Origin of the sequence: Streptomyces canus, assembly GCF_030816965.1 — a bacterium.
In the GTDB taxonomy this organism is placed as follows: Bacteria; Actinomycetota; Actinomycetes; order Streptomycetales; family Streptomycetaceae; genus Streptomyces; species Streptomyces canus_E.
Genome location: NZ_JAUSYQ010000002.1, coordinates 3,405,208 through 3,430,838, shown reverse-complemented (window position 1 = coordinate 3,430,838; position 25,631 = coordinate 3,405,208). Strand labels below are relative to the sequence as shown.

20 protein-coding genes are annotated in these 25,631 nt (G+C 70.9%); 12 read left to right on the top strand and 8 right to left on the bottom strand.

Annotated elements, in window-relative coordinates; translation table 11 throughout:
• Positions 1 to 31 precede the first annotated feature (31 nt).
• Both QF027_RS16610 and QF027_RS16605 read right to left on the bottom strand, forming a co-directional pair.
• The gene (locus QF027_RS16610) at positions 32 to 2,431 is read right to left on the bottom strand and encodes a M4 family metallopeptidase (protein ID WP_307075380.1); all 2,400 of its coding nucleotides are present in this window, start codon (positions 2,429 to 2,431) and stop codon (positions 32 to 34) included.
• 253 nt (positions 2,432 to 2,684) lie between these two features.
• Complete coding sequence (locus QF027_RS16605; protein ID WP_307075377.1) at positions 2,685 to 6,056, bottom strand: ALF repeat-containing protein; 3,372 nt, start codon at positions 6,054 to 6,056, stop codon at positions 2,685 to 2,687.
• Positions 6,057 to 6,448: 392 nt separating this feature from the next.
• Between QF027_RS16605 and QF027_RS16600 the strand changes: the two genes are divergently transcribed.
• The 4 genes from QF027_RS16600 to QF027_RS16585 all read left to right on the top strand — a co-directional run bounded on the left by QF027_RS16600 (position 6,449) and on the right by QF027_RS16585 (position 12,468).
• Positions 6,449 to 6,991 carry a hypothetical protein gene (locus QF027_RS16600; RefSeq protein WP_307075376.1) on the top strand — a complete coding sequence of 181 codons (543 nt, stop codon included), beginning with the start codon at positions 6,449 to 6,451 and terminating at the stop codon, positions 6,989 to 6,991.
• Between the two features lie 55 nt (positions 6,992 to 7,046).
• Positions 7,047 to 9,248 carry a trypsin-like serine protease gene (locus QF027_RS16595; protein ID WP_306981488.1) on the top strand — a complete coding sequence of 734 codons (2,202 nt, stop codon included), beginning with the start codon at positions 7,047 to 7,049 and terminating at the stop codon, positions 9,246 to 9,248.
• A gap of 174 nt (positions 9,249 to 9,422) precedes the next feature.
• On the top strand, positions 9,423 to 11,393 hold the full coding sequence (locus QF027_RS16590; protein ID WP_307075374.1) for a DNA/RNA non-specific endonuclease: 1,971 nt from the start codon (positions 9,423 to 9,425) through the stop codon (positions 11,391 to 11,393).
• A 28-nt stretch (positions 11,394 to 11,421) separates the two neighbouring features.
• Entirely contained in the window at positions 11,422 to 12,468 is a 1,047-nt protein-coding gene (locus tag QF027_RS16585; RefSeq protein ID WP_306981492.1) for a hypothetical protein, read from the top strand.
• Between the two features lie 46 nt (positions 12,469 to 12,514).
• On the opposite strand, the gene QF027_RS16580 is transcribed toward QF027_RS16585, so the two are convergent.
• Genes QF027_RS16580 through QF027_RS16565 form a run of 4 tightly spaced genes read right to left on the bottom strand, consistent with a single transcriptional unit; the run spans position 12,515 to position 15,612 of the window.
• Entirely contained in the window at positions 12,515 to 12,931 is a 417-nt protein-coding gene (locus QF027_RS16580) for a Fur family transcriptional regulator (protein ID WP_307075372.1), read from the bottom strand.
• A 58-nt stretch (positions 12,932 to 12,989) separates the two neighbouring features.
• On the bottom strand, positions 12,990 to 13,892 hold the full coding sequence (locus QF027_RS16575; RefSeq protein WP_306981496.1) for a metal ABC transporter permease: 903 nt from the start codon (positions 13,890 to 13,892) through the stop codon (positions 12,990 to 12,992).
• Positions 13,892 to 14,668 (bottom strand): metal ABC transporter ATP-binding protein, encoded by a 777-nt coding sequence (locus tag QF027_RS16570; protein WP_306981499.1) that lies wholly within the window; start codon positions 14,666 to 14,668, stop codon positions 13,892 to 13,894. The genes QF027_RS16575 and QF027_RS16570 overlap by 1 nt, the downstream gene beginning before the upstream one ends.
• Positions 14,665 to 15,612 carry a metal ABC transporter substrate-binding protein gene (locus QF027_RS16565; protein ID WP_307075370.1) on the bottom strand — a complete coding sequence of 316 codons (948 nt, stop codon included), beginning with the start codon at positions 15,610 to 15,612 and terminating at the stop codon, positions 14,665 to 14,667. Before QF027_RS16565 ends, QF027_RS16570 begins: the two co-directional genes overlap by 4 nt.
• A gap of 162 nt (positions 15,613 to 15,774) precedes the next feature.
• Here QF027_RS16565 and QF027_RS16560 point away from each other — a divergent pair, with 162 nt between their 5' ends.
• The 4 genes from QF027_RS16560 (at position 15,775) to QF027_RS16545 (ending at position 19,546) form a co-directional block, all read left to right on the top strand.
• Complete coding sequence (locus tag QF027_RS16560; protein WP_057615743.1) at positions 15,775 to 17,157, top strand: glycine--tRNA ligase; 1,383 nt, start codon at positions 15,775 to 15,777, stop codon at positions 17,155 to 17,157.
• Positions 17,158 to 17,243: 86 nt separating this feature from the next.
• Positions 17,244 to 17,855, top strand: coding sequence for a LysE family translocator (locus QF027_RS16555; RefSeq protein WP_307075368.1), 612 nt, complete (start codon positions 17,244 to 17,246; stop codon positions 17,853 to 17,855).
• A 67-nt stretch (positions 17,856 to 17,922) separates the two neighbouring features.
• Positions 17,923 to 18,933 carry an aldo/keto reductase gene (locus tag QF027_RS16550; protein WP_307075366.1) on the top strand — a complete coding sequence of 337 codons (1,011 nt, stop codon included), beginning with the start codon at positions 17,923 to 17,925 and terminating at the stop codon, positions 18,931 to 18,933.
• Positions 18,934 to 18,958: 25 nt separating this feature from the next.
• On the top strand, positions 18,959 to 19,546 hold the full coding sequence (locus tag QF027_RS16545) for a TetR family transcriptional regulator (RefSeq protein ID WP_307075364.1): 588 nt from the start codon (positions 18,959 to 18,961) through the stop codon (positions 19,544 to 19,546).
• 6 nt (positions 19,547 to 19,552) lie between these two features.
• Here QF027_RS16545 and QF027_RS16540 read toward each other — a convergent pair whose 3' ends face one another.
• Both QF027_RS16540 and QF027_RS16535 read right to left on the bottom strand, forming a co-directional pair.
• Complete coding sequence (locus QF027_RS16540; RefSeq protein WP_069759084.1) at positions 19,553 to 19,759, bottom strand: hypothetical protein; 207 nt, start codon at positions 19,757 to 19,759, stop codon at positions 19,553 to 19,555.
• 98 nt (positions 19,760 to 19,857) lie between these two features.
• Positions 19,858 to 21,291: an MFS transporter gene (locus QF027_RS16535; protein WP_307075361.1), complete on the bottom strand. Its 1,434-nt coding sequence runs from the start codon at positions 21,289 to 21,291 to the stop codon at positions 19,858 to 19,860.
• A 95-nt stretch (positions 21,292 to 21,386) separates the two neighbouring features.
• On the opposite strand from QF027_RS16535, the gene QF027_RS16530 reads away from it, so the two are divergent.
• The 4 genes from QF027_RS16530 to QF027_RS16515 all read left to right on the top strand — a co-directional run bounded on the left by QF027_RS16530 (position 21,387) and on the right by QF027_RS16515 (position 25,521).
• The gene (locus tag QF027_RS16530) at positions 21,387 to 22,286 is read left to right on the top strand and encodes an MmyB family transcriptional regulator (RefSeq protein WP_307075360.1); all 900 of its coding nucleotides are present in this window, start codon (positions 21,387 to 21,389) and stop codon (positions 22,284 to 22,286) included.
• 382 nt (positions 22,287 to 22,668) lie between these two features.
• On the top strand, positions 22,669 to 23,418 hold the full coding sequence (locus QF027_RS16525) for a hypothetical protein (RefSeq protein WP_307075359.1): 750 nt from the start codon (positions 22,669 to 22,671) through the stop codon (positions 23,416 to 23,418).
• Complete coding sequence (locus tag QF027_RS16520) at positions 23,415 to 24,644, top strand: MFS transporter (protein WP_307075358.1); 1,230 nt, start codon at positions 23,415 to 23,417, stop codon at positions 24,642 to 24,644. Before QF027_RS16525 ends, QF027_RS16520 begins: the two co-directional genes overlap by 4 nt.
• A gap of 13 nt (positions 24,645 to 24,657) precedes the next feature.
• Positions 24,658 to 25,521, top strand: a complete 864-nt coding sequence (locus QF027_RS16515; protein WP_306981518.1) for a LysR family transcriptional regulator — start codon at positions 24,658 to 24,660, stop codon at positions 25,519 to 25,521.
• The last annotated feature ends 110 nt before the right edge of the window (positions 25,522 to 25,631 follow it).

Below are 25,631 nucleotides of genomic sequence, written 5' to 3'. Positions count from 1 at the left end.
CCCCCGACCCGCCCCGTCGTCGTTCAGGGGATCAGCTCGTCGTCACCGCCGTGTCGTCGATCACGAAGCTGGTCTGGAGCGAGGAGTCCTCGGCGCCCGTGAACTTCAGGGCGACCGTCTGCCCGGCGAAGGCCGACAGGCTGAAGGATTTCTGGACGTACCCGGAGGCCGCGTTCAGGTTCGAGTACGTGGCCAGGGTCGTCGACCCGGCGGTCACCGTCAGCTTGTCGTACTGCGTGCTGGTGGTGGTCTCCGCGGTGTCGACGTGCAGGTAGAAGGTGAACGTCGTTCCCGTGCAGCCGCTCGGGATGGTCACCGACTGGGAGAGCGTGTCGGTGTGGGTGGAGCCGTAGCCGTCCAGCCACGCCTTGTAGGAGCCGGTGCGCGCGGCCTGGCTGCTGGAGTTGGTGATCACTCCGCTGCTCGCGGTCCAGGTGGTGCTGCCCGACTCGAAGCCCTGGTTGCCCAGCAGCTGGGAGGAGGTGCAGCTGCCGCCGCCCGACGAGCTCACCGTCCAGGTGAAGGACGCCGTACCGGTGGCTCCGGTGCTGTCGGTCACCGTGACCGTGGTGCTGTAGCTGCCGGCCGTGGTCGGGGTCCCGGAGATCAGCCCCGTGGAGCTGCTGATCGACAGACCGGTCGGCAGTCCGGTCGCGGCGTAGGTCAGTGACCCGCTGTTGGTGGAACTGGCCGAGACCTGCAGGCTCACGGCCGTCCCGACCGTGGTGGACTGGCTGCCCGGGTTGGTCACCGTCACGCCGGTCGACGGCACGGTGATGTGGCTGCCGACGTTGATGCCCGCGAAGGCGTTGCCGACCCCGGCGTACTGGGCGGAGCCGGCGCCGTACAGCGACGCGGCGGCGCTCAGTGCGGCGGTCCGGGCCCCGGCGTAGTTGGTGCTGGACGTCATGTACGTCGTCAGCGCCTTGTACCAGATCTGCAGGGCGGCGGCCCGGCCGATCCCGGCGACGGCGACACCGTCGGAGGTCGGGCTGTTGTACGTGACCCCGTTGATGGTCTTGCTGCCGCTGCCCTCGGAGAGCAGGTAGAACATGTGGTTCGCGGGCCCCGACGAGTAGTGCACGTCGAGGTTGCCGACGCCCGAGTACCAGCTGTCGGCCGAGCCGCCGTCCTTGCTGGGCTTGTCCATGTACCGCAGCGGCGTGCCGTCGCCGTTGATGTCGATCTTCTCGCCGATGAGGTAGTCACCGACGTCGGTGGAGTTGTTGGCGTAGAACTCCACACCGGTGCCGAAGATGTCGGAGGTCGCTTCGTTCAGCCCGCCCGACTCACCGGAGTACTCGAGGCCCGCGGTGTTGGACGTGACACCGTGGCTCATCTCGTGGCCGGCCACGTCCAGCGAGGTCAGCGCGTGGGTGCTGCTGGTGCCGTCGCCGTAGGTCATGCAGAAGCAGTCGTCGTCCCAGAAGGCGTTGACGTACGCCGAGCTGTAGTGGACGCGGCTGTAGGCGGCGACACCGTCGTTCTTGATGCCGCTGCGGCCGAACGTGTTCTTGTAGAAGTCCCAGGTGGTCTGGGCACCGTAGGCCGCGTCGACACCGGCGGTCTGGGTGTTCGAGCCGGAGCCGGTGCCCCAGGTGTCGTCGGCGTCGGTCATCAGGGTGCCGGTGCCGGACGTGCCGTTGTTGAGGCTGTACGTCTTGTGGCCGCCGCGCGTGGTGTCGTACAGCTGGTACGTCGATCCGGACAGCGTGGTGCTCAGGGAGACCGTCCCGCTGTACTGGCTGTTGCCGGTGCCGGTCTCGATGCCCTCGTAGCGGGCGAGTTCGGCGCCGGTCGTGGCGTCGGTGACGACGTGCAGCTTGCTGGGTGTGCCGTCGTCCTGGAAGCCGGAGACCACCGTCTCCCACGCGAGTTTCGGCGTGCCCGAGCCCGCCCAGATCACCTTGCGGGCGCTCTGTGCGGCGGGGTTCTCGGCGTCGAGCGCCTTGGCGGTCTTCAGCGCCTTGGCCTCGGCGGACGCCTTGCTGTACGCGGCGGTCGTGGACCTGACCGAGACGGTACGGCGGTTGTTGTTGAAGGTGGTGCTGAGCGTGCCCGTCGCCTGTGCGGCCGGGGGCGTGTGCACGACCAGGTCGCCGCCGAGCACGGGGAGGCCGTCGTAGGTGCGTTCGTAGCGGGTGTGGAGGGTGCCGTCGTTGTCCTTGACGACGTCCTTGACGACCAGCTTCTCCTTGGCGCCGAGGCCGAGGGAACCGGCGGTCGCCGCGGCCCTGCCCGACGCGCTCTTGATCAGCGCCGTGCGCTGGGCCGGGGAGAGTTTCGCCTCCAGGCCTCCGGCGCGCAGCGGGCTGGGGTGGGGGGCTTGGGGCTTCGCGGCCGCGGGGACCGTCTGGATACCCATGGCGAGCAGTGATGCGGCGGCGACCAGAGAAGCGGTGGCGGCCGATCTTCGGGGGGAGGGTCTCACTCGTACTCCTACTGCGACGGGGGTGGAGGTGCCGTGCGGGAACTGCGTGAGAGCTGGGGGGAGCGCGGCACTGTTGACCCGTCCATGTCATGCAAGGAGGGAGGAGTCAAGGGTTAACCCTCGACGACCCTGTGAGAACGCCATGAAAGGGGCTCCGGCGGCAGCGGACGGACTGGCCCCACTCACGACATCAGGGCCTCCTGGCGCACCGGTCGGCGTGGACGCCCTCCGAGCTGCCAAGAGGCCCTGTGGGTCAGAACATCGACGACAGGCCGCTGGTGATCGAGGAGACGAGCTCCTTGCCCTCCTGCGCGACCTGCTTCACCGCGGGAGCCACCCTCTTGGCGACCGGGGTGATCCACCTGGACTGGCCGTAGGTGACCAGGCTCAGCGCGGTGCCGCCCGCGGACCACAGGAACTCGCTGCTGGTGAAGCCGTATTCGATGCCGGTGAACAGGGTGCTCAGCGCGCCGGCTCCCATCGCGATGCCGCCGAAGATCGCCGCGGCCGGAACACCCACGATGGCGAACGGGGGAAAGACGAGGCTGGCGAGTCCGAGGCCGGCGGAGATCAGTCCCGCCCCGATGCTGACGTAGTTGAAGGCGTCGGCCCACCAGCCGGCGTCCGAGTACCACGCGTCGTTGTCGGAGCCACTGCCGTTCTGGTTGACGTCGTCGTTGGTCTCGTTGTCGGCCGGGTTGCTGCCGTTGTTCCGGTCCTCCTGCGCCTTCTCCGCGGCCTCACGGGCGGCCTCGCGGGCCTCGTCCTGGCGCTTCTGGGCGACGATGGCGCGCGCCTGGCTGGCGGCGGCCGCCGCCGTGGCCGCGTCCCGGCCCGCTTCGAGTGCGGACTGGCGGGCGCTGGCCGCGGACGCCTGGGCGCTGTAGGAGGAGTTCAGGGCGGAACGAGCCGCGTCGATCGCCTTGTTCGCGGAGTAGTTGGCCGAGCGGGAGGCGGTGCGCGCCGTCGCCGCCGCCGCCGAGGCCTTGTTCGCCGAGGCCTGCGCGTCCGCGGCCGACTTGTCCGCCGCGTCGGCGTTCTGCCTGGCCTGGTCGGAGTACTGGTCGGCATCCTTCCCCGCGGCGATGGCCCGGTCGGCCCAGTCCTGCGCGTCCTGGGCGGCGTCGCGGGCGGTCGCCGCCACCTGTGACGCCAGTGCCGCGGTCTGCTGCGCCGTGTAGGCGGTCTTGGCCGCGGCGGCGATCGCCCCCTGGATCGCGGCGACATGGGTGGCGGAGTCGTGGTCGAGCTGGGCCGCCGCGTACTGCACGACCTGGACGAAGTTCCGGCGCATCCACGTCGGCCCCTCCAGGGCGACGTCCCCGTAGGCCTTGGTGTAGTCGCCTCCGTTCGCCACCGAGGTCGCGGTCTCCACCGCGTCGTCCTCCCGTACGGCGGCGGGGTAGGTGCGGTCGAAGAAGTCCTGCAACGCCTCCGGGGTGTTCTTGTCCAGCGCGTCGTTGGCCGCCTCGATGACGGCCTTGCCAGGCTTCTGGTCGAGGATGCGGCCGATCTGCACCCGGTTGTCGTCCTGGGAGGCCCGGATCACCCCGGAGGTGAGGAAGTCGCCCACCGCCGTGGCGCTGGTGCTCGCCAGAGCCGCGTGCGCCGCCGCGGCGATGGCGGGGTTGGACACCTGGGCGAGGTAAAGGACCGTCTCCCGGTCGTCCTGGTTCTGGGCGACGCCCCGGTCCAGGTCGATCCAGGAGAACACGTCGTCGTCGCTGCCGGACAGCGCGAACTGGGCGGCCTCCCGCGTCCAGGCGCCCTTGGCCGCGAGCAGCCCGGTGGCGGCCTTGCGGCCCAGGGTGGCGGCGAGCGACAGGTCGCCGTCCGTGAACAGGGCCTTCTCGGCCGCGCTGATCAGGTCCTTGATCGCCTGGTCGGTCTGCGCTTCCTGGGCCCGCTTGTTCGCGTACTCGGCCTGCTCCTGCGCCTCGATCTCGGCCAGCAGCCGGGCCTCGTCCAGGCCCTGCAGCCGTTCCTGCTCCAGGCGGGCGAGCTCCGCGTCCCGCGCCGCCTTGGCGACCGCCATGGCGTCCGTGACGGCCTTGACGGCGGTTTCGGCGGCCTTGACGGCCTCGCCGGCGTGGGCGGTGGACTTGTTCGCGAAGTCGATGGCCTTGCCCGCGTTCGCCACGGCCTCGTCGACGGCGTCGGCCGCCTTCTCGGCGTGGGCGGCGGCGGAGTTGGCGGCATCCCGCGCGGCACTCGCGGCCGAGGCCGCCGTATTGGCGAGGGCCTGCGCGGTGGAGGCGGCGTTGGTGGCGCGGTTGGCGGCGGCGCTGGCGATGGCGGCCTGCCGCTTGGCCTCGGCGGCCTGCGACTGGGCGACGCCGGACGCGGCCGCGGCCTGCGCGGAGGCGGCAGCGGCGGCCGCGGAGTTACGGGCCGCGGAGGCGGCCGAGGCACTGGCGCTGACGGACTGCGCGCAGGCGGCCCGCGCGTAGTCGGCGGCCTTGGCCGCGGTACGTGCCTTGGCGGCGGAGTTGCGGGCGGCGACCGCAGCGTCCTTGGCCGCCTGCGTCTTGCTCGCGTCCTTGGAGGCCGCGATGGCCGCGTTGTAGGCACGGGACGCGGCCCCTCCGGCGGCGGACGCGGCGTGCGAGGCGGCGGTGGCCGCCCAGGAAGCGCGGCGGGAGGCGTTGACGGCCGCGTTGGAGGCGTTGATCGCGATACGGGCGGCGTTGGCCGCACCCGTGGCCGCACTGGCCGCCTTGCGGGCCGCCGCGGCGGACTTCTGTACGTCCTCCTTGGCGGCCTCGGCCTCGGCCGCGGCCTTCTCCGCCGCCTTCTTCGCCTCGGCGGCGGCGGCCTGGGCCCGCTCGGACGCCTCGACGGCCAGATCGGTCTCGGCCTGGGCGCGCTTGCCCTCCCGGTCGACGACAGCGACGAGTTCCTCGATGGTCGCCGACTCCTGGTCCCGGGCGCGTGCGATGTGCTGGCCGGTGTCGAGGAACCACTGGATGTCCGTCGCGGAGCCGTTCAGGGCGCGGTTCGCGTACTTCTGCACCTCGGGCCCGGCGTTGACCAGCATGGCGGCGACCTGGGTCTGCGAGTCCTCCAGGCGGGCGGTGTACTGGCCCTCCGTCAGGAAGGCCTCCAGTGCCGAGCGCGTGCCTGTGTCCAGGGCCGCGGACGCCTTGCGCTGGACCGCCTTTCCGCCGGTGGCCGACAGGATGGCGGTCGCCACCTGAAGGTCTTCCAGGAGAGCCGACTCGTAACCGTCCTGGAGGAAGGCGGCGATGGCGCTGTCGCCGTTGTCGAGAGCGGCGACGGCCTCGCGGCGCAGGCCCTTCCCGGAGCGCGCGAGGTAGCTGGCGATCGCGACGCGGTTGTCCTCCGTCGTCACCGTCGGCAGCGTCTGGGCGAGAAAGGTTCTGATGTCGGCGTCGGTGCCGGAAAGCGCGTCGGCCGCTGCCGCCTTGGTGGCCCTGCCGCCCGTCATCCAGGCCCTGACCACCTTCGCCCGGTCGGTGTTCGGCAGCGCCAGCGGATCGGCCGTCGTCGCTGCCGCGTCGGCCGCTCGGGCCACGGGCGCCCACGTCAGGGGCGCGGCGGCGACGGCCGTCACAGCGGCGAGCGAGCCGAGGACTCGTCTGCGGCTCCAGAAGATCGTCTGCATATGGGTTTTTCCCCGTGGTTTCTGTGTGGCCCCGGTGTGTGGGGCGTATGCGTTGCCTGCGCAATGACGGACCATACCAACGTGGGTTCACAGAGCAATCAATTTGGCGCCGTGAATTTAAAAACCAGTCGGAACCCTCCACCGAAAGCTTTCTTTACCTTTTCGTTATAGGAGCCGTACAACCCTCGCGGGGGTGTGGCGAGCGTCACGTCGGGCTTGCAACTGCCGTCCCTTTTACGAGTTTTGGAGGAGTGGACAAACACCAGGAAGCGATGTGGCATCTAGGCGGGGGAAAGCGATGTGGGAGCACTCGCGGCTTTGGCTATTTCCTTCACGTTTGCCTTGAACAACGTTACTGACATCGATTCGGAAGCAACGAGTTTAGGAAAGTGATGAAGTCGCGTACGACATTTGCGGCGCAGCCGCGGCGCAAGAGATTCCTGACCCGCACCCTGGGCACGGCGGCGGTCGGCGCCCTGGCGTGGGCCGCCCTGGCGGTCGGCATCCCCGGCGGATCCCACGCCGGGGCCGGCACGGCCGCGACCGTCGCGGACAGCGCCCCCGGTTACGCGGTGGAGGACTTCGACTACCCGCAGGCGGACAAGATCCTCGCGGAGAAGAACATCCTGCTCAAGCGGGGCGACGGTCACATCACGCTCGCCGACTGCGCGACCGGCACCGGTCAGCTGGAGGTCCAGGCGCGGGACAAGAGCAAGGTCTGCTTCGACGTCAAGGGCACCTCGGGCTGGCTGACCCTGGAGCTGCCGTCGGTCTACCTCATCCGCGGCAACGACTACACGACCGAGGCGGACATGACGGTCGGCACCGAGGAGCAGTCGTACGACATCGCCAAGAACACCTGGACCCCGGTCGGTGAGAGCGCGGACGAACAGGCCCGTGAGTGGACGCTGCTGGAGCTGCGCACCTCCAAGTAGCGCCGTGTCGCGCCCTCCTGTCCGATCCGCCGCCATTCACCAGGGAACCGATTCCATGACCTATGCCAGACCTGTGCGCCTGGCCGCACTGGCCGCCACGGTGACCCTCGGCTGCGCCGTCCCGGCCGCGGCCGTCACCGGCCCCGCCGTCGCCGCCGCCGACACCACCTACGCCTACACCGCCCAGATCACCGTCGGCGACCACGACCGCGGCTGCTCGGGTGTCCTGGTCGACCGCGAGTGGCTGCTGACCGCGGCCAGCTGCTTCGCCGCCGACCCGGCCACCAGCCTGAGCGTGCCCGCGGGCAAGCCGGCCGTGAGGACCACCGCGGTCATCGGCCGCTCCGACCTGACCGGCACCGCCGGTGCGGCCCGCGAGATCGTCCAGCTGGTCCCGCGCACCGACCGCGACGCGGTCCTGGCCCGACTGAACCGCCCGGTCACCAACGTCAGCCCCATCGCCCTGGCCACCACCGCACCCACCGCCGGTGAGACCCTCACCCTGGCCGGCTACGGCCGCACCGCCACCGAGTGGGCGCCGCTGAGCCTGCACACCGGCACCTTCACCGTGGACTCCGCCACCGCGACGAACGCCTCGGTCACCGGCACCAGCGGCACGGCCGCGTGCATGGGCGACACCGGCGGCCCCCTGATCCGCGCCGGCGGCGGCACCGCCCAACTCGCGGCCCTCGCCAGCCGGTCCTACCAGGGCGGCTGCTACGGCATCGACACCGGCGTGACCAGCACCGCCGGCATCACCACCCGCGTGGACGACCTCACCACCTGGGTGAGCTCCACCACCGGCGCGGTCCGCGCCACCGACTTCAACTGCGACGGCATCGAGGACATCGCGATCTCCGACCCCGAGGCCACCGTCGGCGGCGACGCCAAGGCCGGCCTGGTCCGGGTCGTCTACGGCGGCGGCAAGGGCACTGCCGAGATCCAGCAGGACCTCGACTGGGTCTCCGGCGCCGCCGAGGCGGGCGACGGCTTCGGCCAGGCCATCGCCACCGTCGACTACGACGAGGACGGCTGCACCGACCTCGTGGTCGGCACCCCGGCCGAGGACCTCGAAACCGTCGCCGACGCGGGCATGGTCGACATCCTCCACGGCGCGACCGGCGGCCTCGGCACCGGCGCCAGGAAGGACACCCACCTCGAACAGGGCGCGGGCACCGGTTCGCTGGCCGCGTCCGCCAGTGAGAGCGGTGACCGCCTTGGCCAAGCCCTGGCCGCGGGCACCACCGCCGCCGGCGAGCCGTTCGTGGTGATGGGCGTGCCCGGCGAGGCGCTCGGCTCCGTCGCCAAGGCCGGCAGCACGATCTATCTGCACGGCACCACCAACATCGCCGTCAATCAGGAGGCCACCGGGGTCTCCGGCGCTGCCGAGGCCAACGACGAGTTCGGCACCAGCATCGCCGCCGACGCCAACCACATCGCCATCGGCGCCCCCGGTGACGCCATCGGCTCCGACGCCGACGCCGGCAACCTGGCCGTCTTCTCCCACACCCTGAACGCCGAGGGGCGTCCCACCCCGCTGTTCGGCCTGGACCAGGACCTCGACACCGTGTCCGGCGGTGCCGAGGCCGGTGACCTGTTCGGCCAGTCCCTGGCGCTGGTCCCCTACCGCCCCTCGGGCGCCGCGGCGGCCACGGAGTCGATCCTCGCGGTCGGCGCGCCCGGCGAGGCCCTGAGCATCGACGGCGTGAACAAGGCCGAGGCGGGTCTCGTCCTGACCTTCCGGATCACCGCCGCGGGCGCCTACAGCCAGCTCAACGGCTACGACTCGGGCACCGGCGAGGACGACGTCTCCGGCACCGCGGAGGCCGGCGACCACTTCGGCCAGACCCTGACCGCCGTCAACACCGCGCCGCGCGCGGTGAGCACCACGGCGACGATGAAGCTCGCCGTCGGCATCCCCGACGAGGCCATCGACACCACCGCGAGCGCGGGCGCCATCAGCACGTTCTCGCTCCTGGGCACGCCCGGCGCGAACGACCGCTGGATCGAGGCCGGCGACGGTGACGGCATCCCCGGCACCCCGGGCACGAACCACAAGCTCGGCAGCAGCCTCCACTACACCGGCACCAGCCTGTACGCCGGCCTGCCCTACGGCCCGTCCACCTACGGCACCCTCTACGCCCTGCCTCTGTCCAACGTCACCGCCGGCGGCACCGTCGCCGCGGTGACGACGTACCAGCCGGGCGCGGGCGGCCTCCCGGCGGCGGACGTCAGCTTCGGGTACGCGGCGCGCTGACCCAAGAGCCCCTGGGGTCCGGCAACAGCCGGTTCCCGGGGGCTCTTCCGGTACCGGGCGTCGTCGAACGCACCGGGACTTCGCTGCCGACGGCGCGCGTCTTCCGCCGTCGCGGCTGATCAACATCCCCTGAGCTATCGGCAGTTGACCGGTGCCCCCGCCAAGAGGAGAGGTATGACGACCAAGCGTGCGATACGACCTGAACGGCCTGGACGAATACGGGTCGGATCGGCCGTACTGACCCTGCTGACCGTGATGACGCTGGGGCTCACCACGCCCGGCGTGAGCCATGCGCAGCAGGGGGCGGAAGGGGAGCCGCGACACGTGGGCAGGATCGATTCGGCGGATCTGCCGGCGACCGCGCCCCTCACCAGGACCAGCGCTTTCCCGGCGGAATCCGGGGAGCACTGTGAACCCACGCGCGCACGGTCGAAGGAGCGCCGGGCGGGCGCCGCCGAGGCATGTGTGAGCACGATCCCCGCCCCGGCCAAGAGCGCGGCTACACCACAGCAGACGCTCGCTGCGGGCGCGGCCGCCGACTCCGGCAGCTGCGACATCACCAGCCCCGGCACCTACTCCTACCAGCGCTTCGAGTACTGCGTGAGCGGGGTGAACGTCGTCTACATCCTGCGTGACAGCAACGGCAAGGAGATCGGACGCGGCACCCTGGAGGTCTCGACCAGCGCGAGCCTGCCCAAGACGGGCACCACGTGGAACGAGCAGGTCACGGTGAAGATGACCGCCGCGAGCGGCGATGTCACCGCCCTCAACGCCAAGTTCCGGGCCTCCTGCGGAACCGGCTGCACGACGACGACGGCCGCGCCCTGGTACGGCGGCAACCTGACCCTGGGCCAGTCCCTCAGCGGCACCGTCGCCTACTCCTCGACGCCCGCCCCGGGCACCGACGTGGAGTTCACCACCTCGTACAAGCTGTACGTGACCTCCCCGGGTGCCACGGCCGTCGACCCCAACGCCTCGTGGGACAACCCCCGCAAGATCCGCTGCGACGACGCCGTCCGGGACGTCGCGGGTGATCCCACGGCGTCGCCGGGCTGCGTCATCCCCGCGGTCACGGCCGCCGTGCCGATGAGCACGCAGGGCTCGGACCAGGGCGGTGCGGTGGCGGCTTATCTGTGGGCCCAGCGGAACCTCGTCGACCACTGGGGGCGCGACACGCTGCTGACCCGGGCGAAGAGCGGCGTGGCCGACCGCAGGAGCAGCACCTGTGGAAGTGCGGCGTCGAAACCGTTCGCGGACGCGACAGACCTCATTCCGACCGACACGTGTGCCCAATTCCCCTTCGCGGAGACCAAGGAAGGAGGAACGGACGGAGCCCAGTGCGCCGAGGTCATCCCCCACCAGGGCAACGGCGGGTGGATCATCTTCGAGCTGGGGGGCGGTTCGGATCTGGACCCCGCCAGGCCCTGCGTGCGTGCCCATGTCGCGCTTGCCGACAAGCAGTTCGCCGACGGCCAGCTCTCGGAGGGCTTCAAGAGCCAGCGGGTCATCGACGCCGACCAGTTCAAGCTGGAGCTCACGGCGTCGATCGACGGCTCGCACGCCGCCTGCCTGGGGGTCTCGCCGGAGGGGGCACGCCCGGCCGGCAACGGGTGGATCTGGAACACCACCGAACCGGTCGCCCACGTCAACAAGACCACCAGCCCGCTGGGCCCGGCCGGCGTCCGGGCGGCCACGGCACAGGCCTGCCTGGGGAAGATCCCCGGACCGGGCAGTCCAGCCGACGGAGACATCACCGGCTGGCAGGACGCACGTCTGTTCGCTCAAGCGAACCAGCTTGACGCCGCTGGACTTTCCCGGTGCCACCTGATCGCCAACATTCTTGGCGGGAGGATCTCGCAGAACCTCGTCCCGTGCTGGCAGGTGGGGATGAACACCGGTGACGGAAGCATGTGGGAGTACGAGGAGCAGGTCCGGGACGAGGTGGCGGAGCAGTCGTTCGGAGAGGACGACGCGATCCTCTACCGGGTGACGCCCAAGTACCTGGACGCCACCAGCACCATTCCCGTGGGAGTTACGATGAGCGCCACTGTCGAGCGGGAGGACGGATCGGTGGAGCAGCTGTTCCCCGACGTCTACATTCCCAACACCCAGGGAAACACCGGGCTGTTCAATCTCGGTAACTGACCCCCTGTTCGTGCCATCGGGAGCCGGAATGAGTTTCACCACCCCACCGCGGCCTCTGGACGTCACCGCGGTCTTCCCTCAACTGGCCCCGCTGGCGCGCACGGCGACCCGTCTGCACCCACGCCCCGGGTCACCGTCGCCGCACGACAGCTCCGTCGGCGGGCCGCTGCTGTGGCCCGCCGACCAGCCGTGGCCGTACTGCGAAGGGCCGCACGTGAGGAGCGGGGCGAGAGGGGTCCTCTCGCCGGACGACCTCCGCCTGCTGCGCCGCAACCGGGCGGCAGCGGCCGACCGGCGGCGCCGCGATCCTCAGGCGCCCGCGGCCACGCCAGAGGAACTGGCCACCGAGCGGCGGATCAAGGCCGGGCGCCCGTGGCCCGAGGGCCCGATCGCCATGCTGCCCGTGGCCCAGCTGTACGTCCGCGACATTCCCCTGCTGCGCCCGCCCGGGGAATGGGAGGCCGATCTGCTTCAGGTCCTCTGGTGCCCTTTCAACCACCCGGCACACCCCAGAACCTCGCTGTTCTGGCGGTCCGCCGCCACCGTCACCGACGTACTCGTCACCCCGCCCGAGCCACCCGCGATCCAGTCCCGCGGTTATCTGCCGGAGCCGTGCCTGCTCGCACCGGAGCAGGTCACCGAGTTCCCCGACTTCATGGAGTTGAGCAAGGAGCTGCAGCAGCAACTGGCAGACCTGCGCAGGTGGCAGGCGGCCGGCGCGGCGGTGGACAGCGCGTACGCGGCGGCCCCGGACGAGTTCTACCGGGAGAAGCTGTCCCACGCCCCCGGCTGGAAGGTGGGCGGCTGGACCCGCTGGGGCCTCACCGACCCCATCCCCCGGCTCTGCCCCGAATGCGGCACCGAGGCGGACCCGCTGCTGACCATCGCCACCACCGAATGGAGCGCCCGCACCACCAGCTGGGCTCCCGAAGAGGAGCAGGCCGACCCCACGCCGCTTCTTCCCGGCACCCCTCCGGCGAACTTCACCATGATCGACGTCGCCCGAGGCTACGACCTGCAACTCCACGTCTGCCCGGCATCGCCGGACCATCCGCACATCGAGCTGGTGCAGTGAACGCGTCCGACGCGTGAACCACCGTTCCCGGACCAGGGCCGCGGTTTCAGCTCTGGGAGGCCGCGCAGTCCGCGCAGGTGCCGAAGATCTCCACGGTGTGCGCCACGTTGACGTACCCGTGCTCGGCGGCGATCGCGTCGGCCCACTTCTCCACGGCCGGTCCCTCGACCTCCACCGCCTTGCCGCAGACCCGGCAGACCAGGTGGTGATGGTGCTCGCCGCTGGAGCAGCGGCGGTAGACGGACTCGCCGTCGGAGGTGCGCAGGACGTCGACCTCGCCCGCGTCGGCGAGGTTCTGGAGCGTGCGGTAGACCGTGGTCAGGCCGACGGCGTCGCCCTTGTGCTTGAGCATGTCGTGCAGTTCCTGCGCGCTGCGGAACTCGTCGACCTCGTCGAGGGCCGCCGCCACGGCGGCCCGCTGCCGGGTCGCGCGGCCCTTCACGGGCGGTCCTGCGGTCGTCACGGGTTCCTCCTTCGTTCGGCGCCTGCCGGGCCATTGTGCCAGCCCGGCCTGTGCCGGGTCAGACGCCGACCGGGCCGTCGGCCTCCCGACTGGCCGGAATCGCACACTCGGCGGGGTCCGGGGCGGGTCGCGCGGCGGCGGCCGCCCGGGCCCGTCGCCTGGCCAGCGGGGTGGCCAGACCCGTCAGAACGACGAAGGCCCCGATGGTCAGCAGCACGATCGTCGCGCCGGGCGGCACGTCCTGGTAGTACGAGGTCACGGTGCCGCCGATCGTCACCGTCACACCGATCGCCACCGCGATCGCGAAGGTCGCCGCGAAGCTCCGGGTGAGCTGCTGCGCCGCCGCCACCGGCACCACCATCAGCGCGCTCACCAGCAGCAGCCCGACCACGCGCATCGCGACGGTCACCGTCACCGCGGCCGTGACCGCCGTCAGCAGGTTGAGCGCCCGCACGGGCAGACCGGTGACCCGCGCGAACTCCTCGTCCTGGCTGACCGCGAAGAGCTGCCGGCGCAGACCGAGGGTGACGAGCACCACGAACGCGGCCAGCAGACAGATCGCCGTCACGTCGGACTGCGAGACCGTCGAGAGGGAACCGAAGAGGTAGGACGTCAGGTTGGCGTTCGAGCCGCCGGGCGCGAGGTTGATGAACATCACGCCGCCGGCCATACCGCCGTAGAAGAGCATCGCGAGGGCGATGTCCCCCCGTGTCCTGCCGTACCAGCGGATCAGCTCCATGAGGACCGCGCCGAGGACCGAGACCAGGGTCGCCATCCACACCGGCGACCAGGAGAGCAGGAAGCCGAGGCCGACGCCGGTCATCGCGACATGGCCGATGCCGTCGCCCATGAGGGCCTGGCGGCGCTGGACGAGGTAGATACCGACGGCGGGGGCGGTGATGCCGACCAGGACGGCGGCGAGCAGCGCCCGCTGCATGAAGGCGTAGTCGAGGAAGTCCATCAGCTCAGCAGTCCCGTGCGGATCGGCTCGTGGTCGTGGGGGTGGACGTGGTCATGGCCGGGCAGGGCGTGCTGGCCGACGGCTCGCGGGGGAGGGCCGTCGTGCTGGACGCAGCCGTCGCGCAGGACGACCGCCCGGTCGATCAGGGGCTCCAGCGGGCCGAGTTCGTGCAGCACGAGCAGGACCGTGGTGCCCTGGGCGACCTGTTCCCCGAGCGTCCGCGCGAGCACCTCCTGGCTGGCCAGGTCCACGCCCGCCATCGGCTCGTCCATGATCAGCAGTTCGGGTTCGGCGGCGAGCGCGCGGGCGATCAGCACCCGCTGGTGCTGGCCTCCGGAGAGGGCGTTGACGGAGTCCTTCGCGCGGTCCGCCATGCCGACCAGCTCCAGGGCCCGGCGGACGGCTTCCTTGTCGGCCCTGCGGAGCACACCGAAGCGGGCGCGGGACAGGCGCCCGGAGGAGACGATCTCGGTGACGGTCGCGGGGACGCCGCCCGCGGCGGTGGTGCGCTGCGGGACGTATCCGACCCGCGCCCAGTCCCTGAACCGCGCGCGCGGGGTGCCGAAGAGCTCGATCTCCCCTGCGGACAGGGGCACTTGGCCGATGATCGTGCGGATCGCGGTGGACTTGCCGGAGCCGTTGGCGCCGAGCAGCGCGACGACCTCACCGCGGTGCACGGTGAGGTCGATGCCGCGCAGGACGGGCCGCGAGCCCAGGTCGGCGCGGACTCCGCGCAGCGCGATGACGGGCTCGCTCATGCCGTCCTCCGGTGTCATTTCGCTCCCAGCGCGCTCTGCAGCGCCTTGAGGTTGGCTTCCTGGACCGCGAAGTAGTCCTTGCCGCGGGACTTGGCGGTGATGCCCTCGATGGGGTCGAGGACGTCCGTCTTCAGCCCGGCGTCGGAGGCGATGGTCTTCGCGGTCTTGTCGCTGACGAGCGTCTCGTAGAACACCGTCGTGACGCCGTCGGCCTTCGCCATCTTCTCAAGGTCCTTGACGCGGTCGGCGCTGGGCTCGGACTCGGGGTCGAGGCCGTTGATGGCCTCCTCGGTGAGGCCGTAGCGCTCGGCGAGGTAGCCGAAGGCGGCGTGGGTGGTGATGAAGACCTTGGTGCCGGTGTTCTCGAGCCCGGTCTCGAACTTCGTGTTCAGGGCGCCGAGCTTCTTCACGAGCGCCGCGGTGTTGGCCCGGTAGTCGGCCGCGTGGTCCGGGTCGGCCTTCTCGAAGGCCTTGCCGACGCCCTCGGCGACCTGGGAGTAGCGCACCGGGTCCAGCCAGATGTGCGGGTCGAGGCCGTTGAGCTCGTCGTCGGCGTGGTCGTCGTGCTCGGCCGCGTGGCCGCCGACCTCGTTGCCGTGCTTCTCCAGCTCGGTGAGGGAGGAGGCGTCGATCTTGGTCTTGATCTCGGACTGGTTCACCGCGTCGTCGACGGAGGGCTGGAGGTTCTTGAGGTAGAGCACCGCGTCGGACTCCTGGAGCTGCGCGGTCTGCTGGGCGCTGATCTCCAGGTCGTGCGGCTCCTGGCCGGGCTCGGTCAGGCTGGTGACGCTCACGTGGTCGCCGCCGATCTGCTCGGCGAGGAAGGCCATCGGGTAGAAGGACGCGACGACGTCGAACTTGCCGGTGCCGCCCGCGGCGGCGCTGTCGGTGGAGCAGGCGGAGAGGCCGGCGAGGGCAGCGGCCGCGGCGACGGTGGGTATGAGGCGACGTCGTACGTTCATGACAGTCATTTTCATCAAATATGGAAACGGTTGTCAACAAACGGGCTGAGCGGCACCGATTTGATTGGGGGGCAGCCTCCGCCGGTAACCTGAAGCATTCGCTCTGAAGCACTGCTCCGTAGAGATTGCTTCGTCGCCCGTCGTCGTAATGAAGAGAGCACCGTGGCCGCCGACAAGATCGACACCATCGTCAGCCTGAGCAAGCGCCGTGGCTTCGTATTCCCTTGCAGTGAGATCTACGGTGGCCAGAAGGCCGCCTGGGACTACGGACCGCTGGGTGTCGAGCTCAAGGAGAACCTGAAGCGCCAGTGGTGGCGTTACATGGTGACGTCCCGCGAGGACGTGGTCGGTATCGACTCGTCCGTGATCCTGGCCCCCGAGGTCTGGGTCGCGTCCGGTCACGTCGCCACCTTCTCCGACCCGCTCACCGAGTGCACCTCCTGCCACAAGCGGTTCCGCGCGGACCACCTGATCGAGGCCTACGAGGCCAAGCACAAGCGCGAGCCGGAGAACGGCCTGGCGGACATCAACTGCCCCAACTGCGGCAACAAGGGCCAGTTCACCGAGCCGAAGCAGTTCTCGGGTCTGCTCTCCACGCACCTCGGCCCGACGCAGGACACCGGCTCCATCGCCTACCTGCGCCCCGAGACCGCTCAGGGCATCTTCACCAACTTCGCCCAGGTGCAGGTCGCTTCGCGCAAGAAGCCGCCGTTCGGCATCGCGCAGATGGGCAAGTCCTTCCGCAACGAGATCACGCCCGGCAACTTCATCTTCCGCACCCGCGAGTTCGAGCAGATGGAGATGGAGTTCTTCGTCAAGCCGGGCGAGGACGAGAAGTGGCAGGAGTACTGGATGGAGCAGCGCTGGAACTGGTACACGGGCCTTGGTCTCCGCGAGGAGAACATGCGCTGGTACGAGCACCCGGCCGAGAAGCTCTCGCACTACTCCAAGCGCACCGCCGACATCGAGTACCGCTTCCAGTTCGGCGGCAACGAGTGGGGTGAGCTGGAGGGCGTGGCCAACCGCACCGACTACGACCTCGGCGCCCACTCCAAGGCCTCCGGCCAGGACCTCGCGTACTACGACCAGGAGGCCGGCGAGCGCTGGACGCCGTACGTCATCGAGCCCGCGGCGGGTGTCGGCCGCGCGATGCTGGCGTTCCTGCTCGACGCGTACGTCGAGGACGAGGCGCCCAACGCCAAGGGCAAGCTGGAGAAGCGCACCGTGCTGCGCCTCGACCACCGCCTGGCCCCGGTGAAGGTCGCGGTCCTCCCGCTCTCCCGCAACGCCGAGCTGTCCCCGAAGGCCAAGGGTCTCGCGCAGGCGCTGCGCCAGAACTGGAACATCGAGTTCGACGACGCCGGCGCCATCGGCCGCCGTTACCGGCGCCAGGACGAGATCGGTACGCCGTACTGCGTGACGGTCGACTTCGACACGCTCGAGGACAACGCGGTGACGGTCCGCGAGCGGGACTCCATGAAGCAGGAGCGGGTGTCTCTCGACCAGATCGAGGGTTACCTGGCCGGACGTCTCGTCGGCTGCTAGTTAGTTCCCCCCGTTTGTCTTTGGCCCCCGATACAGGCCTCGCTTTGGCCCTGTGTCGGGGGCCGTTCCATGTCCAGGCTGGCCCCATGAGCCTCGCCTTTCTCCTGACCACCCTCGTCGTGGTCGCCACTCCCGGCACCGGAGTCGTCTACACGCTCGCCGCCGGGCTCTCCCGTGGTCCTCGCGCGAGCGTCGTCGCCGCGTTCGCCTGCACGCTCGGGATCGTGCCGCACGTCCTGGCCACCGTCACCGGGCTCGCCGCACTGCTGAACGCGAGTGCGGTGGCGTTCCAGGCGGTCAAGTGCGCCGGGGTCGCCTACCTCCTGTACATGGCCTGGGCGACCGTGCGGGACAAAGAGGTGATCGAGGTCGACCAGGGCGGCGCGCCGCTGTCCGCGGGACGCGTGATCGCCCGGGGTGTCCTGATCAACCTCCTCAACCCGAAGCTGACGATCTTCTTCTTCGCGTTCCTGCCCCAGTTCGTGAGCCCGGCCGAGCCGCGCGCCCTGCCGCGCATGCTGGTGCTGAGCGGGGTCTTCATGCTCGCGACCTTCGTGGTCTTCGCCGCCTACGGGGTGCTCGCGGCCTCCGTCCGCAGCCATGTGATCTCCCGGCCCCGGGTCATGGCCTGGCTGCGGCGGAGCTTCGCGGCGTCCTTCGTACTGCTCGGAGCGAAGCTGGCCACGACCGACGCGTGACCGCCACAGGACAGGTGACAGCTGACAGATATTGAAATCTGTCAGCTGTCATGGCAAGGTGGACGGCATGACGATGCGAACCCGAACCCTCGGAACCACCGGCCCCCAGGTCTCCGCCCTCGGCCTCGGCTGCATGGGCATGTCCGGCATGTACGGCGAGACGGACCGCGCGGAGTCGATCGCCACCATCCACGCCGCCCTGGAGGCCGGCGTCACCCTGCTGGACACCGGCGACTTCTACGGCATGGGCCACAACGAACTGCTGATCAACGAGGCACTGCGCACCGCTCCGGCCGCCCTGCGCGAGAACGCGCTGCTCAGCGTGAAGTTCGGCGCCCTGCGCGACCCGGACGGCGCCTGGTCCGGCTTCGACGGCCGCCCCGCCGCCGTGAAGAACTTCGCCGCGTACTCCCTGCAGCGCCTCGGCGTCGACCACATCGACGTCTACCGCCCCTCCCGTCTCGACCCGCAGGTGCCGATCGAGGAGACCGTCGGCGCGATCGCCGAACTGGTCGAGAAGGGCTGGGTCCGGCACATCGGGCTCAGCGAGGTCGGCGCCGACACCATCCGCCGGGCCGCCGCGACCGCCCCGATCACCGACCTCCAGATCGAGTACTCCCTCATATCCCGTGGCGCCGAGCGGGAGATCCTGCCCACCCTGCGCGAGCTGGGCATCTCCGTCACCGCGTACGGAGTGCTCTCACGCGGGTTGATCTCCGGCCACCTCACGGCCGACCGGCAGCTCGCCGCGAACGACTTCCGTGCCCACTCGCCCCGCTTCCAGGGCGAGAACCTCCAGCACAACCTCACGCTGGTCGAGTCCCTGCGCAAGATCGCCGAACAGAAGGGCGTCACGGTCGCGCAGATCGCCATCGCCTGGGTGCTCTCACGAGGTGACGACATCGTGCCGCTGGTCGGCGCGAGGACCCGCGAACGGCTCGGCGAGGCACTGGGCGCCCTGGACGTGGCCCTGGACGCCGCCGACCTCGCGGCCATCGAGGACGCCGTACCGGCGGACGCGGCGGCCGGCCAGCGGTACGCGGCCCCCCTGATGGCCATGCTCGACAGCGAACGATGAACACCGTGCCAGGTACGGTCTAGGCATGCCACCGAGCACCGAGACCCTGACCGCCGAGCGCATCCTCGAAGCAACCGAGGAGGTGCTGCGCCGCCACGGCCCGGCCAAGGCCACCGTGGTCGACGTGGCGCGCGCGCTCGGCGTCAGCCATGGCAGCGTCTACCGGCACTTCCGGACGAAGGCGGCGCTGCGGGAGGCGGTGACGAAGCGGTGGCTGGACCGGACGACGGGGATGCTGGCCGTGATCACGGAGGCGGACGGTGACCCGGAGGCCCGGCTGCGGGAGTGGTTCGCCGCGCTCTTCGAGGCCAAACGCCGCAAGGCGGGAGACGATCCGGAACTGTTCGCCACGTACACGGTGCTGACCGGTGAGAACGTCGAGGCGGTCGTCGAGCACCTCACCGAGCTGACCGGCCAGCTGACCCGCGTCGTCCAGGACGGCATCGACGCGGGCACCTTCACCGTCACCGCCCCGGCCACCACGGCCCTGGCCCTCTTCCAGGCCACCGCCCGCTTCCACGACCCCGGCTATGCCGGTGAGTGGGAAAAGCCGGGTGCGGAAGAGGAGTTCACGGCGCTGCTGGAGCTGCTGGTACGCGGCCTGAAGGCCTGACCGCCGCTACGTCTGCGACGGGTCCACCGTCGCCTGGTGTGCCTCCGCCAGGTGTTCCTCCGCCTTCAGCCAGGGCAGGAACTGCGCTCCCTTGCGCCAGCCGCAGGTGTCACATCTGATCGTGCGTTGCGCGCCCTTGCGCTGCACCTGGACCACGTGTTCGCGGCCGTGCTGGTCCCAGCGGCTCACCCTGCTCGTGTTGATCTGCAACATGTGCCTCGCCTCCGGCTAGGAGTGTGCAGCAAGAACAACATCAACAGCAGTATCTTCACGGGGCGTTCGCCAGGACTTGAGCCAGGCCGGCGGCCCGGTCAGTCGATCGTGCGCGGTAGACGCAGGCTCAGTACGCCCGTCAGGGCCACCCCGGCCAGCTGGACGAGGAGCGTCGTCACCAGGGCGTCCCGCATGCCCATGCCCGGCGCCAGAGCGAGGAAGAGGCTGCCCAGCGTGGCCACGCCGAGGGCCAGGGAGACCTGCTGGGTGGTGACCATCACGCCGCTGCCGACACCGGCCCGGGCGGGCGGCACCTCGGACAGGACGATCCGGAAGACCACGGGCAGTTGGAGGGCCTGGCCGACTCCGGCGATCGCGCCGCCGGGGAGGAGGGGAAGCAGGCCGAGGTCAGGCCAGGAGGAGTGCGCGGCCAGGATCATCAGGCCCAGGCCGACCCCCTGGATCAGCGCGCCCGCGGTCACCACCCGGGTGCCGTAGCGGGCGATCAGCCGCGGTCCGGCGACCGACGTGAACAGGAACGTCACCGCCAGCGGGACCAGTGCGAGACCCGCCTGGACGGGGCTGCGGCCCGCCCCCTCCTGAAGCGCCACCGCGATCACGAACATGAAGCCCGCGAAACCCATCGAGAAGGGCAGGATCAGCAGCAGACCGCGGCGCAGGGACACCAGCTCGAAGAGGCTCGGCGGAACCAGGGGAGTGCGGCCCTCGCGGTCCGCCCGGAGCTCCACCGCGAAGAACGCCCCCGCGAGGAACGGGAACGCCGCCAGCGACAGCCATGTCCACAGCGGCCAGCCCGCCGCCCTGCCCTCGGTCAGCGGGGCCAGCAGCGCGAGCAGGGTCGCCGCCAGCAGGACCGTGCCGGGGCCGTCCACCGGCTCCGGGCGGGGGGAACGGGTCTCGGGGACCGTACGGGCCGCGAGGAACAGGCCGAGCAGCACGACCGGGACGTTCACCAGGAACGCCGCCCGCCAGCTCGTGCCCGCGATGTCGGCCGCCACCAGGACACCGCCGAGGATCTGGCCCGCCACCATGGCGAGGCCCGCCGTGGCGCCGTACAGGCCCATCGCCCGCGCCCGGCGGGGACCGGCCGTCGCCGACTGGATCGTGGCGAGCACCTGCGGCAGCATCGCCGCCGACGCGGCGCCCTGGGCGACCCGCGCCGCGACCAGCGTCCACGCGGTCGGCGCGAGCCCGCACGCCAGCGAGGTCAGCCCGAAGGCCAGCATGCCGCCCAGGAACAGCCGGCGCCTCCCGAACAGGTCGCCGAGGCGGCCGCCGAGGACGAGAAGGACGGCGTACGCCAATCCGTAACCCGCCACGACGAGTTCGAGGACCGACTCGCTCGCGGACAGGTCCGCGCCGATGGTGGGCAGCGCGACGTTGACGATGAAGAAGTCGATGAGGGGGAGTGCCGCGGCGAGCAGCACCGTGAACAGTCCGAGGCCGCCCAGCTGGGGTGGCGCGGCCGGGCGGACGGAGTGTGGAGTGGTGGTTTCGGTGGTCACACCCATGAGCCTGCGCCCGCTCCCAGAGGGGTACCAGAGTCTTCTTATCCTGGTAGAAGAACCACCTGGCAACAGGGTTCCGATGCAGGCAGGCTGGAGGCATGACGACGATGGCCCAGGAGACAGCCGTACCCGTGACGGCGACCGCGTCCGCCTCGGCGATCCGGCGCCATGAGCTCGCCGCCTTCCTGCGCCACCGCCGCGAGCACATCGCCCCCGAACAGGTCGGTCTGCCCCGCGGCCGCCGACGCCGCACCCCGGGTCTGCGCCGGGAGGAGGTCGCCCAGCTCTCCGCGGTCGGCGTCACCTGGTACACCTGGCTGGAGCAGGCCCGTGACATCCAGGTCTCCGTGCAGGTCCTGGACGCCCTCGCCCGCGCCCTGCTGCTGGACCCGACCGAGCGCTCGCACCTCTTCCAGCTCGCCGGGGCCGTCGACCCGACGCCGGCCACCGTCTGCCCGTCGATCACCCCCGCGATCCGGCAGGTACTCGAACAGCTTGAGCCGGTCCCGGCCTGTGTGCAGAACAGCCGCTACGACATCCTCGCCTACAACCGCACCTACGGCCTGCTGCTGTGCGACCTGGACGCGGTGCCGCCCGAGGACCGCAACTGCATGGTCCTCTGCTACACCAACGACGACTGGCGCTCCGCGATCGTCCACCTCCCGGAGGCGCAGCGCCTGATGGCCGCCCGCCTCCGTGCCACCATGGCCGGACACCTCGCCGAGCCCGGCTGGAAGATGCTCCTGAAGCGGCTGCGCACGGAGTCCCCGGAGTTCCGCGAGGTCTGGGACCGGCACGAGGTCATCGAACACCGGGGCCGCCGCAAGGAGTTCATGAACCGTTACGTCGGCCGTGTCTCCGTCGACCACACCGACCTGTGGCTCGGCCCCGAGGCAGGGCCGCGCATGGTGACCTACGCCCCCGCGGACGAGGAATCCCGGCTGCGGCTGGAGAAGCTGCACGCGATCGCTCTGGAACGGACCTCGCGTCCTGCGTGAGCGAGATCTCAGCGCCCTTCCCGCACCGCTCCCACCTCGTCGTATGCGCCAGATGGATGCAACATGCGCCTGGTGTATTGGATCGTGCCCCCGTCCGCTCGGTGTACTTCCCGGACTGATCGAGACCGTGCCACAAGCACGGCCCAGTCACAGGGGAGAGCAACAGCGTGTACGAGCAGTTCCTGTCGGCCAAACTGCGTGACCTGCAAGCGGGCGGACAGTACCGGGAGTTCGTGGACATCGACCGGCGGGCAGGACGCCATGCACCGCGCGGTCGACGAGTACGGGCCGGATCAGGCGGTTCACGCAACATCGGCGGAACCCACGCCCACTCCGGGCACTTGAGACCTCGCTCGCCGAATGGCACGGCAAGGAGGCGGCGTTGGTCTTCCTGAGCGGCTACGGCTCCAACGACGCCACCCTCCAGTGCCTGCTCAGGCTGCTGCCCGACGTCCACGAGCACGAACTAGGGCTCGTCCGCGCCCACTTGACGTGGGGCAAGGACCGCATCAACGACCACCGCCCGACCGTCGGCGTCACCAGCGAGGTCATCCACAGCCTCGACCTGGCCCGGTACGTCACGGGAGGCGACGAGCCCCTGAAGGTGCGCGACGCTCTCGGCGTCACCTCCGACTTCTCGGTCTCGGGACCCGAGGTCCTCGACAGCGTCGCCCTGACCGCCACGCTCGGCGAGGCCCCGGTGACGGTGTACAGCAGCTTCACCAACATCGTCCGCCAGCGCACCGTCGACCTCGCCTTCCGGGACCGGCGCGGACAGCTCGTGTACGCCAGTTGCGTCTACGACACCCCCGTCTGGGACGCCGACCACCTGCGCGTCTGGCGGCGCGAGGACGGCCGGGAACACACCCTGTGCGAGATCGACACCAGGGACGTCCAGGTGCCCGACGCACAGCGCGCCGTCGTCAAACTCCGCCGCCTCGCACCGGACGTCGTACGCCATGTCGCCGACGGGACACCGCCAAGGGTGCCGTTCGCGGGGCTCGCCGAGTCCGTCGGGACGCAGCGCCTGCTCAACGACATCGAAACCGCCGCCCGCACCACCGGGCCGGCCCGCTACTTCCCGCAGGGCCGCACTCCGGTGACCGAAGTGGACTGGGAGCGCCTCGGATGACCACACCCACCCCTACCACCCCCATGAACCGGCTCTACCTCCTCGTCCTCGGAGCCTTCGCGCTCGGCCTCGACGCCTACGTCATGGCAGGGCTGCTGCCCAAGGTCGCCGCCGACCTGCACACCAGCGAGTCCGCGGCGGGCCAGATGGTGACCCTCTTCACCCTCTGCTACGCCCTCGCGGCACCGGTGTTCGCGACCGCGCTGGCCGGACGGCCCGCCAAGACCATCCTGACCGCGGCCCTGCTGCTGTTCACCGCCGCCAACGCGCTCACCGCCCTCGCCGGCAGCCTGGCCGTGCTGCTCGTCGCCCGGGCCCTCGCGGGCGTCGGCGCGGGCGTCTACTCACCCATGGCCGCCGCCACCGCGGCCTCCCTCGCCGGTGAGGAACGGCGCGGCCGGGCCCTCGCCCTGGTCATGGGCGGGATGAGCATCGGCACGGTGATCGGCGTACCGGTGGGCGTGCTGCTCGCCGACCACGTCGGCTGGCGCGGCACGCTCTGGCTGATCACCGGCCTCGGCGCCGTGGCCATCGCCGGGATCGTCCTCGCACTGCCCCGTCTGGAGGCCGCCCCGCCGCCGCCCCTGCGCGAGCGCGCCCGCATCCTGGCCCGGCGCCCCGTGGCCGCGATCGCCGGGGTGTCCCTCATCGCCGGTGTCACCAGCCTCGGCCTGTACACCTATCTCGCGCCCTTCCTCACCGACGCGGGCGGCATCGACTCGACGCTCGGCGCGATGTGGGCCTGGGGCCTGGGCGGTGTGGCCGGAAGCCTGCTGATCGGCCGGATCGTCGACCGCACGGGACGGCCCTACGCCGTCGTCACCGTCGTCCTGCTCCTGCTGTGCCTCTCCCACCTGCTGCTGCCCGTCGCGGCCCGGGCGACCTGGGCTCTTGCTGTGCCGCTGGTGGTGTGGGGCGCGACCGGCTGGGCGCTCCAGGTCCCCCAGCAGCACCAGCTCATCGCCGCCCGCCCCGACCAGGCGCCCGTCGCGGTCTCCCTCAACAGCTCGGCCGTCTACCTCGGCAGCGCGCTCGGCTCCGCCCTGGGCGGAGTCACCCTCGCCGCCGGAGTGGCCCCCGCGGACCTGCCGTACTGGACGGGCGCGCTCGTGGCCGTCGGGCTGGTGGTGCACCTGGTCCTGGTTCGCATGCCGCGATCTGCCGACGCGGAGGAGGAGCCCGGCCGGAACGCGCGCACGCCGGAATCGGTCACCGCGGGTGAGTAGTACCGTCGTGACAATGGACGTAGGACTGCAACAGCTGCGCTGTTTCCTGACCTTGGCGGAGGAACAGCACTTCACCTGGGCCGCGGAACGGCTCGGCATCCCCCAGCCCACGCTCAGCCGCACCATCCGCAGGCTGGAGGACCACGTCGGCTGCCGGCTGCTCGACCGGACCACCCGCCACCCCCGGCTGACCCCGGACGGTGAACGCCTCCGCGCCGAACTCCAGGTCCTGCTGCCCCGCCTCGAAGCGGCCCTGCGTCCCGTCCCGCAGGAGGAGCCCCTCAGCCTCGGCTACACCTGGGGCTTCCCCCGCCGTCGCGGCCGGGACGCCATCGACCTCGTCGAAAGCCGGCACCACATCCTGGTCCAGCCGGTGCGCCGGGACGAGCGGCTGGCCGGTGTCCACACCGGGGCGGTGGACGCCGCGCTGCTGTGGGGCCCGGTCGAGGATCCCCGCCTCCACACCGTGGAGATCGCCCGCGAGGAGCGGGTCGCCGCGGTGTCGGTCCGTTCGACGCTCGCCACGCGTTCCCGGGTCGGCTGGCGGGACCTGGGCCGCCGCTGTCTCGTCCTGAACACGGTCAGCGGCACTCTGGCGCCCGGCGACTGGCCCGCCGACGCCCGGCCCGAGATCGGTTGCGAGGCCGCCAACCTGGACGAGTACCTGCATGCCGTGGCCGCCCGCCGGGGCGTGGGCGTCCTTCCGAAGTCGGTCGCCGCCCAGCATCCCGACCCCGACGTCCTGTACCTCCCCCTCACCGGCGCCCCGCCCGCGGTCCTGCACTACGTCTATCCCCGCACGAACCCCCACCCCCACGCGGAGAACCTCTCCAAGGCGTTGCGGGACGCGGAGCGGCCGGTGCTCCAGAGCGCCTGACCGGTTGTCGCCGGTGGGGATGATCGCCCGCTGTGCGGGAACCCGGTCGGTGCGAAGAGAAGACCCCCCACAGGCGAGGCGAGTCATGGCCGAGCAGAAGTCGTCGCAGC

Coding starts and splice junctions, on each gene's coding strand:
- QF027_RS16555 (WP_307075368.1), top strand. CDS start 17,244: ATGAGCCTCGCCTTTCTCCTGACCACCCTCGTCGTGGTCGCCACTCCC.
- QF027_RS16570 (WP_306981499.1), bottom strand. CDS start 14,668: ATGACACCGGAGGACGGCATGAGCGAGCCCGTCATCGCGCTGCGCGGA.
- QF027_RS16565 (WP_307075370.1), bottom strand. CDS start 15,612: ATGAACGTACGACGTCGCCTCATACCCACCGTCGCCGCGGCCGCTGCC.
- QF027_RS16600 (WP_307075376.1), top strand. CDS start 6,449: ATGAAGTCGCGTACGACATTTGCGGCGCAGCCGCGGCGCAAGAGATTC.
- QF027_RS16530 (WP_307075360.1), top strand. CDS start 21,387: ATGACGACGATGGCCCAGGAGACAGCCGTACCCGTGACGGCGACCGCG.
- QF027_RS16535 (WP_307075361.1), bottom strand. CDS start 21,291: ATGGGTGTGACCACCGAAACCACCACTCCACACTCCGTCCGCCCGGCC.
- QF027_RS16575 (WP_306981496.1), bottom strand. CDS start 13,892: ATGGACTTCCTCGACTACGCCTTCATGCAGCGGGCGCTGCTCGCCGCC.
- QF027_RS16545 (WP_307075364.1), top strand. CDS start 18,959: ATGCCACCGAGCACCGAGACCCTGACCGCCGAGCGCATCCTCGAAGCA.
- QF027_RS16540 (WP_069759084.1), bottom strand. CDS start 19,759: ATGTTGCAGATCAACACGAGCAGGGTGAGCCGCTGGGACCAGCACGGC.
- QF027_RS16520 (WP_307075358.1), top strand. CDS start 23,415: ATGACCACACCCACCCCTACCACCCCCATGAACCGGCTCTACCTCCTC.
- QF027_RS16550 (WP_307075366.1), top strand. CDS start 17,923: ATGACGATGCGAACCCGAACCCTCGGAACCACCGGCCCCCAGGTCTCC.
- QF027_RS16515 (WP_306981518.1), top strand. CDS start 24,658: ATGGACGTAGGACTGCAACAGCTGCGCTGTTTCCTGACCTTGGCGGAG.
- QF027_RS16595 (WP_306981488.1), top strand. CDS start 7,047: ATGACCTATGCCAGACCTGTGCGCCTGGCCGCACTGGCCGCCACGGTG.
- QF027_RS16605 (WP_307075377.1), bottom strand. CDS start 6,056: ATGCAGACGATCTTCTGGAGCCGCAGACGAGTCCTCGGCTCGCTCGCC.
- QF027_RS16590 (WP_307075374.1), top strand. CDS start 9,423: ATGACGACCAAGCGTGCGATACGACCTGAACGGCCTGGACGAATACGG.
- QF027_RS16585 (WP_306981492.1), top strand. CDS start 11,422: ATGAGTTTCACCACCCCACCGCGGCCTCTGGACGTCACCGCGGTCTTC.